This is a genomic window from Ensifer sp. (assembly GCF_035999185.1).
Classification (GTDB): domain Bacteria; phylum Pseudomonadota; class Alphaproteobacteria; order Rhizobiales; family Rhizobiaceae; genus Ensifer.
The window spans coordinates 24,519-36,500 of record NZ_DASYHB010000128.1; the positions used below are offsets into that span (position 1 = coordinate 24,519).

Sequence of the window (11,982 nt, forward strand, 5' to 3'; positions counted from 1 at the left end):
CGTTTTCCTGCGTTCTTCCGAACGCTATTCCGGAACATTCAGACAATGGACATCTCGCGCGCCGAACAGCGCATTCTTCACCATTTGGCCCAGGGCGGCCGTATCGAAATCACCCGCGAAGACAAGGCAATCACCGAAATCCGGTGTTTCACCCGTGACGGCTGGGTCTATCCCGGCTTCGACCTGGAGCTCTTCCGCAAACTGAAGCGGAAAAAGGCGATCTCGTCCTCCGGCGGAAAGCCCTATCGCATAACGGAACGTGGCTTGCTGCTGGTTCGATCGGAACTCAACAACCGCTGAGCGGCACTTTACGGCGATACCGGGCATGACTGATGCCCGGTATCCATCTCTCACCTAACGTGAACACCGATCTCTCCGAGGCCTCACTCAACGTCATCCCTGGGTGGTGGGATGAGCACAGCGGACACGATCGCGACCAGCGTCCTTTGCCTGGTAGAGGGCGCGGTCTGCGGCCAGTAGCAAGCGGTCTAGGCCTGCTTCGCCGGTTGAAACTTCGGCGGCTCCAATACTGATCGTCACGGACAGTTTGCCACCCTGATCCAGGTCGAGTTCAAGCGCGCGCACCGCCTCAAGCAGCCGCTCGGCGACCTTGAGCGCGTCTGCCGGGGACTGGCGGACGAGCACGACGGCGAACTCCTCGCCGCCAAGCCGCCCAAAAAGGTCATCGCCGCGCAAAGCGGTTCGAACCACACGCGCGACCGCCGTCAGCACGCGATCCCCCACGGCATGGCCGTAGGTATCGTTGATCGCCTTGAAGCGATCGATATCGAGCATCATCACGACTGTTCCGCTTCTGCGCGCAGCAGGTGCTGCCACCAGCGCCGAAGCTCGGGACATGAAAGCCGAGCGCGCCAGGCATTGCGTGAGAAAATCATAATCGACCGCATGGGACAGACGCCCGATCAGGGCCCGCCGGGCAGCGTCGACGCTGGCAACCGTCAGGGGACAGAGCGCGAGCAGCGTTGTTCCAAGCCGCGTCGATGTGAGCGTCGCCTCGGCAACGCTGCCCGCGCCAAGATGCAGCACTCCCGATGCCACGGCAATCTGCGTGAGCACGCCGACGATCGCCGTCAGCACCGTCACGCAGAACAAGCCATAGGTCAGGGCGCACCACAAAAGTGCCGGCACGGGAAAGGCAAGTGCGCCCGGACCGCCGATCGCGAGTGCCGCAGCACACGAAGCGAACAGGGCCACCAGCGGCCAGGGACTACCGGCCCTGGCGGACGCAGCAATCGACGCGGCCGCGGCACGGGAACCATCGCTGGAGATTGGTGCCGCCAGGAAGACGGGCAATATGACCACATAGTTGACTAGTTCGGTCGTCAGCCAGGCAACGAAGGCATCGGGCAACGGCGCAGCGAACGCACCATGCACCGCCGCGGCACCGACGATGGCGGCCCCAATCGAAGCGAGCGACGCGTTGGCAAACATGTGGAGCACCGAGAGCGGCCGGCGCAGGTGGCGATGCTCGCTCGAGAGCCTTGCGAAAAGCGCGTAGCCGATGACGACACCAACCATGTTTGCAGTGTTCAGGGAGAACGCCTGGGCGAGGTCCGCCCCGGTGATGACGTCGGCAAGCACATAGGCCGATGCCGCAGCAAACCAGCCGGCAGGCGACGCAAGCGACGGGTTTCTGACGAGAAGGCCGAGAAGAATGGCGTTGGCCGGCCAGATTGAGGCGAGCATGCCGACCGGGCGGCTCAGGATGCCGAGCACGCAGGCGACAAAGACAATCAGGCCGAGGCCGGCAATCCAAAACGAGTGATGGAAGGGTCTCAGAACCAACGGTCGTGCGACCGTCTTCTCCAGCATCTGTAACAAGCGTTCCCCCGCGGTGCCACCGCACATTCATAACCCATAATATTTCATGGGCCTAATGAACGAGGTGTGAATGCGCCAGCACCATTTGCGAATGACAGCCATTCAACAGCCGCAGATCAGCTGCCACCTTCATCGCCGAAGATTTTTCTGAGGCCGATGAATTCGACATCGTTGTCGAGTTGCGGTGCATAGGCCGTTGAAAGCCAGCTTACCCCGTAGCCGCTCTTGCGGAAAAAGCGCACCGCCCGCTCGTTGCGCGCATGGGTCTTGGTCGTCACACTATCGAAGCCATCCTCGACGATGCGAGCCTCGATCTCACCGAGCAGCCGAGCGCCGAGCCCCCTGCCCTGAGCAGCCGGCTCGATCCATAGATCCGAAATTGCGTTGTCGAAATTCTCGCGCGCGGTCCAGCCGCGAATGTCACCTTCGGCCTCGACCAGCAAAACGGAAAGCCATTGATCGGAAAGGAAGCGGAAAAATGCCGCCTCTGCGACCCGTCGCATCTTCTCGCCATCGGCAAGACCAGCGATCGCGGATTGCCAGGCACCAAGGCCGATTGCCGTCAATCGGTTGAGGTCACTTGCGCGAGCGTGACGGACGACGGGCACGACGCGGGCTCCTTCCGCGACAAGAGCAACCTTCGAAACGAAAAATGGCGGCGCCTCGTCGGCACCGCCATTACAAATCTTACCACCACTTGGTTGGCGTGAAGCGCCCGGCCGCCTGCTCGATCACATGCGCCGTCTTGAAGAGCGTTTCCTCTTCGAACGGCTTGCCGATCAACTGCAGGCCGAGCGGCAGACCCTTGTGGTCGAGACCGCCGGGAACCGCGATGCCCGGAAGACCGGCCATGTTGACCGTCACCGTGAAGATGTCGTTGAGATACATCTTGACCGGATCGGCCGCGAGATCCTCGTCGGCGATACCGAAGGCGGACGACGGCGTGGCCGGCGTCAGGATGGCGTCGACGCCGGCGTGGAACGCCAGCTCGAAGTCGCGCTTGATCAGCGTGCGAACCTTCTGCGCCTGCAGATAATAGGCGTCGTAGTAGCCGGCAGAAAGCACGTAGGTGCCAATCATGATGCGGCGCTTGACCTCGTGGCCGAAGCCGGCAGCACGGGTCTTTTCGTACATGTCGACGATGTCCTTGCCGTCAACGCGCAGGCCGTAACGTACGCCGTCGTAGCGAGCGAGGTTCGACGAGGCTTCTGCCGGAGCGACGATGTAGTAGGCGGGAAGCGCGTATTTCGTGTGCGGCAGGGTGATGTCGACGATCTCGGCACCGGCTTCCTTCAGCCAGGCGATGCCCTGCTGCCAGAGCGCCTCGATTTCTTCGGGCATGCCGTCGACGCGGTACTCGCGCGGAATGCCGATCTTCATGCCCCTGATCGACTTGCCGATCGAGGCTTCGTAGTCCGGCACCGGCAGATCGACCGAGGTCGTGTCCTTGGCATCGACGCTTGCCATCGACTTCAGGAGGATTGCGGCGTCGCGAACGTCACGGGCGATCGGGCCTGCCTGGTCAAGCGACGAGGCGAAAGCGACGGTGCCCCAGCGCGAGCAGCGGCCGTAGGTCGGCTTGATGCCGACGGTGCCGGTAAAGGCGGCAGGCTGGCGGATGGAACCGCCGGTATCGGTGGCGGTCGCGCCGGCGCAGAGATGCGCGGCAACGGCTGCGGCGGAACCACCGGACGAGCCGCCCGGCACGAGATCCAGGTTGGAGCCCTTGGCGCGCCACGGGTTCTTGACCGCGCCGTAGTAGGAGGTCTCGTTCGACGAGCCCATGGCGAATTCGTCCATGTTCAGCTTGCCGAGCATGACTGCGCCGTCGTTCCAGAGGTTCTGGGTCACGGTCGATTCGTAACGCGGCGCAAAGCCGTCGAGGATGTGGCTGCAGGCCTGGGTGTGCACGCCTTCGGTGGCGAAGAGGTCCTTGATGCCGAGCGGGATGCCTTCGAGCGCACCGGCCTTGCCGGCAGCGATGCGTGCATCCGAGGCTTTCGCCATCTCGCGCGCCTTTTCGGGCGTGACAGCGATGTAGGCGTTGATCGCCTCATTGGCGGCATCGATCGCGCCGATATAGGCGTCCGTCAGTTCGACGGCGGTGATGTCCTTGGCGGCGAGCTTCGCGCGGGCTTCGGCAATCGTCAGGCTGGTTAGGTCGGTCATGGTCAAAACGGGCTTTCGCAATCGGGAACGTCGGGGCGGCTGGCGGGCTGATTACTCGACCACCTTCGGAACGAGGAAGAAATTGCGATCCGAGTTCGGTGCGTTGGCAACGATATCATCAGCCTTGTTGCCGTCCGAGACATTGTCCGTCCGCTTCTTCATCTCCATCGGCGTCACCGAGGTCATCGGCTCGACGCCGTCGACATTCACTTCGGAGAGCTGTTCGACAAAACCGAGGATGCCATTGAGCTCACCCATCATCCGCTCGGCTTCTTCTTCGCTGACGGCGATACGGGCAAGGCGCGCGACGCGCTTCACGGTGGCAAGGTCTACGGACATGATCGTCTCCGGTAACTGGAACTTCCCCCGCTATAATGGCGCGCGGCGAGCCACGCAACGGGGGAAATGCCGGAGAACCGGGCCATTCATCAAAGGCCCGCCGCAATGTCAGACTTCGACGACCCCGCCGACGTGAGGTGTCGCCACTTTGGTCGACGCGCTTTCCATGCCGGCAACGAAGGTTGCCGGTGTCTGGTCGATGATCGGGAACGAGCCGTAGTGGCAGGGGATTGCGGTTGCGAACTTGAAGAAGCGCTGGCAGGCGAGCGCTGCGACCGCGCCGCCCATGGTGAAGCGATCGCCGATCGGCACGATGCCGATCTCCGGCTGGTGCAATTCGTCAATCAGGGCCATGTCGGAAAAGATGTCCGTGTCGCCCATGTGATAGAGCGTCGGCTCGTCTTCGAAATGCAGCACCAGACCATTGGCGTTGCCGAGCGAGTGGGAGACACCGTCCTCGGTGAGTTGCGCCGAGGAATGCAGCGCGTTGACGAAGGTGGTGGAGAAGCCGTCGAGATGGATGGTGCCTCCGGTGTTTCCCATTTCCAGTGCCTTGACGCCATGTCGCCCGAGCCAGGCGCAGAGGTCCGCATTGGCAACGACGGTTGCCCCTGTCTCCTTGGCGATTGCGATCGTGTCGCCGACGTGGTCGCCGTGGCCATGGGTCAGAAGAATGTGGGTGAGACCGGCGGTCGCGTCCCGGCGATCCTCGTCACGGAAGGCGGGATTGCCGGTGAAGAAGGGGTCGATCAGGATTTTCGACTTTGCCGTCTCGATGTGAAAGGCGGCGTGGCCGAGCCATTTGATCTTCATGACGTTCTCCCTGATGATTTACGCGTCGCAACAGCATATGGAACAGACAGTCCTCTGCGCAAAGATCGAATCGACAATCCCATGGCAATTCTCACCATCGAAGACCTGGCGTCCCAGCTTCAGCCCAACCAACCGGTCGCCGGCCTGGACCTCGGCACGAAAACGATCGGCCTCTCGGTCTCCGATCTCGGTCGCCGCATCGCGACGCCGCGCGAGGTGATCCGCCGGGTCAAATTCGGCGTGGACGCCGAAGCGCTGCTGTCGGTTGCAACGAAAGAAAAGGTCGCAGCCTTCGTCATCGGCCTGCCCGTCAACATGGACGGCAGCGAGGGACCACGCTGTCAGGCGACCCGCGCCTTCGTGCGCAACATGGAGCAAAAGACGTCACTGCCCTTTGTCTACTGGGACGAGCGCCTTTCGACCGTTGCGGCCGAGCGTGTCCTGATCGAGATGGACGTGTCGCGCCGGAAGCGGGCCGAACGCATCGATTCGGCCGCCGCATCCTTCATTCTTCAGGGAGCGCTCGACAGGCTGGCGTCGCTGGCAAGGGGCGGCCTCTCGGACTGAGCGGCGGCTGCGCCGAAGCGGCGGCGATACCAGGCAGCGATCTGGCCGCGCTTGCGATAGCCGATGATGGCAAAAACGATGAGGCTGTCGACGACGATTGCCCGGGCGACGAGCGGCGGGATCGATTCCGGCGGAATGCCGAGAACGTTGCCGTAGATCTGGAAGACCAGATCATGCGTCTGTCGCGTCAACATGAAGAAGCCGAAGCTCATGTCGTAGTACGACAGGCCATACCAGCCCGTCAGCAGAAGGACAGGTCCGCCCCAAAGGATCAGAAACCACTTCATGCGGCTCCCCTTTCCGAGAACTGCCGAAAGACGAGCGGATAAAACGCACGGTCCGCCAGCACGACGGCGCCAAGAACCATCGCGGGAATTGCGATATCTAGCGCCAGTCCGGCAAAAAACATCATCATGATGATCAAAAGACCAGTTCTCACCGAACCGCTCCATTCCGGAATCCATTAAAATGCCGGATCAATCTCCCCCCTCACGGGGGCCCGCGCAACGTAAACCATTTGTTAAGGTTAATTTTCACAGGGGGCGAACCACGCGGCGGCGCCCCCAGGTGCGCGGCGCCTGATCTTTCGCCGTTGCGCCGCAACACCATTCCGGATCGATGGAATTTGTTATAGCGATATGCTCTCCGCATGCAGGCCTCCCCCATGACCGTCGTCTTCGAAAGCATCTTTCCCGTCTTCCTCTTGGTCCTGCTGGGCGCCTGGCTCAAGCGCTCGACACTCGTCGACCAGAGCCTTTGGCTGGGGCTTGAGCAGTTCGGCTACTTCATCCTCTTCCCTGCCCTCTTGTTTTCGACGCTCGCCCAGGCCGACTTTGCCGGACTGCAGGCCGACGCGACCGCGATTGCCACCATCGGCAGCGTCAGCCTGATGTCTCTCTTCGTGCTCATGCTCTGGCCCACGCTCAGAAACTGGAAGGTTTCCGGTGCCTCCTTCACCTCCGTCTTCCAGACGGCGACGCGCTGGAACGGCTTCATGGCGCTGGCGATCGCCCAGAAGCTCTATGGCCCGATCGGGCTGACGCTCACGGCACTGGTGATGACGCTGGTGATCATTCCGATCAATCTCTACAACATCGGCGTTCTGGTCTGGTTCGGCGGCGGCAACCGTGACTTCAGGCGCTTCTTCGCCAAGATCGCCACCAACCCGCTGATCGTCGCATCCGTGCTCGGCATTCTCGTCAACCTGATCGGGCTGAAGATCTATGGCCCGATCATGGTAACGATCGAGATGCTGGCCGGCGCATCGCTCAGCCTCGGTCTGGTGATGGTTGGTGCGGGCCTTCGCGCGTCCGATGCGTTGAAACCAAGCGCGGTTGCGCTGCTCGCCGTTTTCCTCAAGCTGATCATCATGCCGGTCTTCATGGTGAGCGGGAGCTATCTGCTCGGCATTCGCGGCGACGCACTTCTCGTCATCGCGCTCGGCGCCGCCGTGCCGACGGCGATGAACGGTTACCTGCTGGCCAAACAGATGGATGGCGACGCCGAACTCTATGCGGCGGTCGCAACCATTCAAACGGTCGTTTCGTTCTTCACGATCCCGCTCGTACTCTACCTGACGACGTATGTCGCAGGGACCTGACGGCTTACGCCGGAGCGGCCCGACGGCTTACGCCGCGGGAGGATAAAGAAGATCGAGGATGTAGGCGGAATCGAAGCGCGAATCGAGCATGCCATAGGTCGAGCGCCAACCGGCAGCCAGGCGCGATTCGAGGAATGCGTCGGCGATGCGACCGGCACCGAGGCGGTAGAGTTCTGCGGCAGCGGCAGCGAGCGCCAGTTGCTCGACCAGCATGCGCGCCGCACCCTCGTCGCGCTCGCACAGCGACATCGCCGCGCGCAGCACGTCGATCGTCTTGCGACCTGACGGGCCGAGATCGCGGGCGAGAACCACAAAGAGCTGCTCGAACAGATCCTTGCCCTTGGCGAGCACGCGAAGCACATCCAGCGCCATGACGTTGCCGGAGCCTTCCCAGATGGCATTCACAGGTGCTTCGCGGTAGTGGCGCGCAAGCGCGCGCTCTTCCACATAGCCGTTGCCGCCGAGGCACTCCATCGCCTCATAGATCAGCGCCGGGGCGATCTTGCAGGCCCAGTATTTGGCAACCGGCGTCATGATCCGTGCGTAAGCCGCGTCTTCCGGACTGTTGCGCGCCTTGTCGAAGGCTTCGGCCAGACGGAACGAAAGTGCGCTTGCCGCCGCCACATCGAGCGCCATGTCGGCAAGCACGCGCGTCATCATCGGCTGGCTGGCAAGCGGCTTTCCGAAGACCTTGCGGCCGCGGGTGTGATGAACGGCTTCGGCAAGCGAGGCACGCATCATGCCGGCAGACGCCAGCGCGCAGTCGAGCCGCGTCAGCGTCACCATGTCGAGGATTGTGCGGATGCCGGCGTCCGGCGCGCCGAGGATGAAGCCGAACGTGTCGGAGAACTCGACCTCGGAGGACGCGTTGGAGCGGTTGCCGATCTTGTCCTTCAGCCGCTGGAAACGCAGGCCATTGGCGCTGCCGTCTTCGAGCAGCCGCGGCACGAGGAAGCAGGCTAGACCTTCGCGGGTCTGCGCCAGCATGACGAAGGCATCGCTCATAGGGGCCGACATGAACCACTTGTGGCCGTTCAGACGGTAGATGCCCTCGCCGACCCGCTCGGCCGTCGATGTGTTGGCGCGCACGTCGGTGCCGCCCTGCTTCTCGGTCATGCCCATGCCGACGGTGACCGCCGACTTCTGCATCCAGGGTCGATTGGTCGAATCGTACTTGCGCGACAGGATCTTCGGCGCCCACTCCTTTTGCACGGCAGGCGACGCCGTGATTGCCGCAAGCGAGGCGCTGGTCATCGTCAGCGGGCAGAGATGGCCGCATTCGAGCTGGGCCGTGAGATAGAAGCGGATGGCGCGGACCTTATGCGACTGACTGCGCTCATCGGGGAGGTTCTCCCAGGCGGACGCATGCAGACCCGACGACATCGACCGACGCATCAGCGCGTGCCAGGCCGGGTGGAACTCGACGATATCGAGGCGCTCGCCGCGGGGCCCATGCGTCTTCAGCTTTGGCGGACCTTCGTTCGCCATACGCGCCAGTTCCTGCGCCTCGGGCGACGTGACGTAGCGGCCGAGCACATCGAACTCGTCGCGCAGCGCCTTGCTCATGCTTGAGGTGATGTCCACCACGAGCGGGTCGGAACGATAGGCGTTGACGCCGGACCAGGGCTTGGGCTGGTTCAGCTCGGCGAGTTTCTGTTCAGTCCGGTTCATCTGATTCATGGGCCGGTTCTAGCGCAAGTTTCCCGGCCACGGAACGGGGCGCGAAAAAGATAGGATGACTGTCGCAAGTTTTCTGCGGACGGTGCCGCCCAAGCCTTGCCGTGCCGGGGGGCAGGTCTTATAGAGCGACCACATTTCCAGAGCGCAAGGGCGGCCCATGATCACTTTCCCGCATCGCCACCTGCTCGGCATCAAGGGGCTCACGGAGCAGGATATCACCTACCTGCTCGATCGCGCCGATGAAGCCGTCCAAATCTCCCGTCAGAGAGAGAAGAAAACGTCCACCCTTCGGGGCCTGACGCAGATCAACCTCTTCTTCGAAGCCTCGACCCGCACTCAGTCGTCCTTCGAGCTTGCCGGCAAAAGGCTTGGCGCCGATGTCATGAACATGTCGGTCGGCAATTCCTCGGTGAAGAAGGGTGAAACGCTGATCGACACGGCGATGACGCTCAACGCCATGCACCCGGACGTGCTTGTCGTGCGTCACTCCTCGGCCGGTGCCGCAGCACTCCTCGCCCAGAAGGTCTCCTGCTCGGTGGTCAACGCCGGCGACGGCCAGCACGAGCACCCGACCCAGGCGCTCCTCGACGCGCTGACGATCCGTCGCGCCAAGGGCAAGCTGTCGCGCATCATCGTCGCAATCTGCGGCGACGTGCTGCATTCGCGCGTGGCGCGCTCCAACATCCTGCTTCTGAACCAGATGGGCGCTCGTGTTCGTTTGGTCGCCCCGGCAACGCTGCTCCCCTCCGGGATCGCCGACATGGGCGTCGAGGTCTACCATTCGATGGCGGAAGGCCTGAAGGATGCGGATGTCGTCATGATGCTGCGCCTGCAGCGCGAGCGCATGGCCGGCTCCTTCGTGCCGTCGGTGCGCGAATACTTCCACTATTTCGGGCTCGATGCCGAGAAGCTGAAGGCGGCCAAGGACGATGCGCTCGTCATGCATCCCGGGCCGATGAACCGCGGCGTCGAAATCGCCTCGGAAATCGCCGACGGTCCGCAGAGCGTGATCGAACAGCAGGTCGAGATGGGCGTTGCCGTGCGCATGGCAGTGATGGAAACGCTGCTTCTCTCGCAGAACCAGGGGCCGCGCCTATGACCAGACCACTCGTTCTGAAGAACCTTCGCATCGTCGACCCGTCGCGCAATCTGGATGAGACGGGTACCGTCATCGTCGGCAACGACGGTCGCATTCTCGCAGCCGGGACCGATGCGCAGAACCAGGGTGTTCCGGATGGCGCATTCGTCAAGGACTGCGCCGGCCTCACCGCCGTGCCGGGCCTTGTCGACGCCCGTGTCTTCGTCGGCGAACCGGGCAGCGAGCACCGCGAGACCTTCGAGTCCGCCTCTCGGGCGGCCGCTGCCGGCGGTGTCACCACCTTCATCGCCATGCCGGATACCGATCCGGTCATCGACGACATCGCGCTCGTCGAATATGTGAAGAAGACCGCGCATGACAAGGCGCTCGTCAATGTCCATCCGGCCGCCGCGCTCACCAAGGGCCTTGCCGGCGAAGAAATGACCGAGTTCGGCCTGCTGCGCGAGGCAGGCGCCGTCTGCTTTACCAATGGCCGCCGTCCGATCCACGACACCCTGGTCCTGCGCCGCGCCATGACCTATGCCCGCGAATTCGGCGCGGTCATCGCGCTCGAAACCCGCGACAAGTATCTCGGCGCCAACGGCGTCATGCACGAGGGCCTGCTTGCAAGCTGGCTCGGCCTCTCGGGCATCCCGCGCGAAGCCGAGATCATCCCGCTCGAACGTGACCTGCGCATCGCCGGGCTGACGCGGGCGGCCTACCACGCGTCGCAGATTTCCGTTCCCGAATCGGCTGAGGCCATGCGCACGGCACGCGCCCGCGGCGCCAACGTCACCTGCGGCATCTCGATCAACAATCTGGCGCTCAACGAAAACGACATCGGCGAATACCGAAGCTTCTTCAAACTGTCGCCACCGCTGCGCGGCGAAGACGATCGGGTCGCCATGGCCGAGGCGCTCGCAGACGGCACGATCGACATCATCGTTTCCTCGCACGATCCGCAGGACGTCGACACCAAGCGCCTGCCCTTCGCGGACGCGGCCGACGGCGCAATCGGTCTGGAAACGCTGGCGTCCGCCGCCCTTCGCCTGCACCATAGCGGCCAGGTTCCGCTGATGCGCCTGATCGACGCCATGTCGACGCGGCCGGCAGCAATCTTCGGTCTCGACGCCGGCACGCTCAAGCCCGGCGCCAAGGCCGACATCGCGGTCATCGACCTCGACGAACCCTGGGTGCTCCACAAGGAGGCGATCGTCTCGCGCTCGAAGAACACCGCATTCGAAAATGCACGCTTTACCGGACGGGTCGTACAAACCTATGTTGCCGGCAAGCTCGTGCATTCTGCATAAGCCGCGAAGGTCGCGCGGGAGGGGAACCGGTGGATCTATTGTCCTGGCAGCTCGGGCTGCCCTTCACGCTTTTGAGCCTCGCCTTCGGCTATCTGCTTGGGTCGATCCCGTTCGGCCTGATCCTGACCCGCATGGCCGGGCTTGGCGACGTGCGCAAGATCGGCTCGGGCAATATCGGCGCGACCAACGTGCTCAGAACCGGCAACAAGAAGCTTGCCGCTGCGACCCTGCTGCTCGACGCGCTCAAGGGCACGGCTGCAGCCGCCATTGCATCCTATTGGGGCGTTGAAGCGGGGATTGCTGCGGGCTTTGCTGCCTTCATCGGCCACCTCTACCCGGTCTGGCTCGGTTTCAAGGGCGGCAAAGGTGTTGCCACCTATATCGGCGTGCTGCTCGGCCTCGTGCCCTGGATGGTTCTCGTCTTCGCCGCGATCTGGCTCGCAATGGCGAAAATCAGCCGTTACTCGTCGCTCTCGGCCCTGGTTGCAACGGCGGTCATTCCGGTTGTACTCTACTTTGCAGGACACGAGAAAGTCGCTCTGCTGTTTGCGCTCATGACCCTGATCACCTGGGTGAAGCATCGC

14 protein-coding genes are annotated in these 11,982 nt (G+C 63.0%); 6 read left to right on the top strand and 8 right to left on the bottom strand.

The genetic code is table 11. The features are described from left to right. Positions 1-45: 45 nt before the first annotated feature. Positions 46-300, top strand: coding sequence for a YjhX family toxin (locus VGO04_RS16825; protein WP_327497109.1), 255 nt, complete (start codon positions 46-48; stop codon positions 298-300). Positions 301-393: 93 nt separating this feature from the next. On the opposite strand, the gene VGO04_RS16830 is transcribed toward VGO04_RS16825, so the two are convergent. The 5 genes from VGO04_RS16830 to VGO04_RS16850 form a co-directional block, all read right to left on the bottom strand. Next, a complete protein-coding gene (locus tag VGO04_RS16830) occupies positions 394-1,833 on the bottom strand; it encodes a diguanylate cyclase (RefSeq protein WP_327497110.1) in 1,440 nt (479 codons plus the stop codon). A 125-nt stretch (positions 1,834-1,958) separates the two neighbouring features. Continuing rightward, positions 1,959-2,450, bottom strand: coding sequence for a GNAT family N-acetyltransferase (locus VGO04_RS16835; protein ID WP_327497111.1), 492 nt, complete (start codon positions 2,448-2,450; stop codon positions 1,959-1,961). Positions 2,451-2,529: 79 nt separating this feature from the next. Beyond that, complete coding sequence (gatA, locus tag VGO04_RS16840; RefSeq protein ID WP_327497112.1) at positions 2,530-4,011, bottom strand: Asp-tRNA(Asn)/Glu-tRNA(Gln) amidotransferase subunit GatA; 1,482 nt, start codon at positions 4,009-4,011, stop codon at positions 2,530-2,532. Between the two features lie 51 nt (positions 4,012-4,062). Continuing rightward, positions 4,063-4,350 carry an Asp-tRNA(Asn)/Glu-tRNA(Gln) amidotransferase subunit GatC gene (gatC, locus tag VGO04_RS16845; protein ID WP_327497113.1) on the bottom strand — a complete coding sequence of 96 codons (288 nt, stop codon included), beginning with the start codon at positions 4,348-4,350 and terminating at the stop codon, positions 4,063-4,065. Between the two features lie 108 nt (positions 4,351-4,458). Then, a complete protein-coding gene (locus VGO04_RS16850) occupies positions 4,459-5,163 on the bottom strand; it encodes a metal-dependent hydrolase (protein ID WP_327497114.1) in 705 nt (234 codons plus the stop codon). An 81-nt stretch (positions 5,164-5,244) separates the two neighbouring features. Here VGO04_RS16850 and ruvX point away from each other — a divergent pair, with 81 nt between their 5' ends. Then, complete coding sequence (gene ruvX, locus VGO04_RS16855) at positions 5,245-5,730, top strand: Holliday junction resolvase RuvX (RefSeq protein WP_327497115.1); 486 nt, start codon at positions 5,245-5,247, stop codon at positions 5,728-5,730. Here the strand turns inward: ruvX and VGO04_RS16860 are convergent. Next, positions 5,676-6,017, bottom strand: coding sequence for a DUF6105 family protein (locus tag VGO04_RS16860; RefSeq protein WP_327497116.1), 342 nt, complete (start codon positions 6,015-6,017; stop codon positions 5,676-5,678). The genes ruvX and VGO04_RS16860 overlap by 55 nt on opposite strands. Beyond that, positions 6,014-6,169: a hypothetical protein gene (locus VGO04_RS16865; RefSeq protein WP_327497124.1), complete on the bottom strand. Its 156-nt coding sequence runs from the start codon at positions 6,167-6,169 to the stop codon at positions 6,014-6,016. Before VGO04_RS16865 ends, VGO04_RS16860 begins: the two co-directional genes overlap by 4 nt. Positions 6,170-6,394: 225 nt before the next feature. Here VGO04_RS16865 and VGO04_RS16870 point away from each other — a divergent pair, with 225 nt between their 5' ends. Further along, a complete protein-coding gene (locus VGO04_RS16870; RefSeq protein ID WP_327497117.1) occupies positions 6,395-7,330 on the top strand; it encodes an AEC family transporter in 936 nt (311 codons plus the stop codon). Positions 7,331-7,357: 27 nt separating this feature from the next. Here the strand turns inward: VGO04_RS16870 and VGO04_RS16875 are convergent, their stop codons facing one another. Beyond that, on the bottom strand, positions 7,358-9,010 hold the full coding sequence (locus VGO04_RS16875) for an acyl-CoA dehydrogenase family protein (RefSeq protein ID WP_327497118.1): 1,653 nt from the start codon (positions 9,008-9,010) through the stop codon (positions 7,358-7,360). 157 nt (positions 9,011-9,167) lie between these two features. Between VGO04_RS16875 and VGO04_RS16880 the strand changes: the two genes are divergently transcribed. The 3 genes from VGO04_RS16880 to plsY form a co-directional block, all read left to right on the top strand. After that, positions 9,168-10,109, top strand: a complete 942-nt coding sequence (locus VGO04_RS16880; RefSeq protein WP_327497119.1) for an aspartate carbamoyltransferase catalytic subunit — start codon at positions 9,168-9,170, stop codon at positions 10,107-10,109. Then, a complete protein-coding gene (locus VGO04_RS16885) occupies positions 10,106-11,398 on the top strand; it encodes a dihydroorotase (RefSeq protein WP_327497120.1) in 1,293 nt (430 codons plus the stop codon). Before VGO04_RS16880 ends, VGO04_RS16885 begins: the two co-directional genes overlap by 4 nt. A 29-nt stretch (positions 11,399-11,427) precedes the next feature. Beyond that, positions 11,428-11,982, top strand: a 555-nt coding sequence (plsY, locus tag VGO04_RS16890) for a glycerol-3-phosphate 1-O-acyltransferase PlsY (RefSeq protein WP_327497121.1), incomplete at its 3' end; no start/stop codon positions are given.

Excerpts from the sequence above, each read along its gene's own strand:
- VGO04_RS16825 (WP_327497109.1), top strand. The coding sequence starts at position 46 with ATGGACATCTCGCGCGCCGAACAGCGCATTCTTCACCATTTGGCCCAG.
- VGO04_RS16830 (WP_327497110.1), bottom strand. The coding sequence starts at position 1,833 with ATGCTGGAGAAGACGGTCGCACGACCGTTGGTTCTGAGACCCTTCCAT.
- gatA (WP_327497112.1), bottom strand. The coding sequence starts at position 4,011 with ATGACCGACCTAACCAGCCTGACGATTGCCGAAGCCCGCGCGAAGCTC.
- gatC (WP_327497113.1), bottom strand. The coding sequence starts at position 4,350 with ATGTCCGTAGACCTTGCCACCGTGAAGCGCGTCGCGCGCCTTGCCCGT.
- VGO04_RS16850 (WP_327497114.1), bottom strand. The coding sequence starts at position 5,163 with ATGAAGATCAAATGGCTCGGCCACGCCGCCTTTCACATCGAGACGGCA.
- ruvX (WP_327497115.1), top strand. The coding sequence starts at position 5,245 with ATGGCAATTCTCACCATCGAAGACCTGGCGTCCCAGCTTCAGCCCAAC.
- VGO04_RS16860 (WP_327497116.1), bottom strand. The coding sequence starts at position 6,017 with ATGAAGTGGTTTCTGATCCTTTGGGGCGGACCTGTCCTTCTGCTGACG.
- VGO04_RS16870 (WP_327497117.1), top strand. The coding sequence starts at position 6,395 with ATGACCGTCGTCTTCGAAAGCATCTTTCCCGTCTTCCTCTTGGTCCTG.
- VGO04_RS16875 (WP_327497118.1), bottom strand. The coding sequence starts at position 9,010 with ATGAATCAGATGAACCGGACTGAACAGAAACTCGCCGAGCTGAACCAG.
- VGO04_RS16880 (WP_327497119.1), top strand. The coding sequence starts at position 9,168 with ATGATCACTTTCCCGCATCGCCACCTGCTCGGCATCAAGGGGCTCACG.
- VGO04_RS16885 (WP_327497120.1), top strand. The coding sequence starts at position 10,106 with ATGACCAGACCACTCGTTCTGAAGAACCTTCGCATCGTCGACCCGTCG.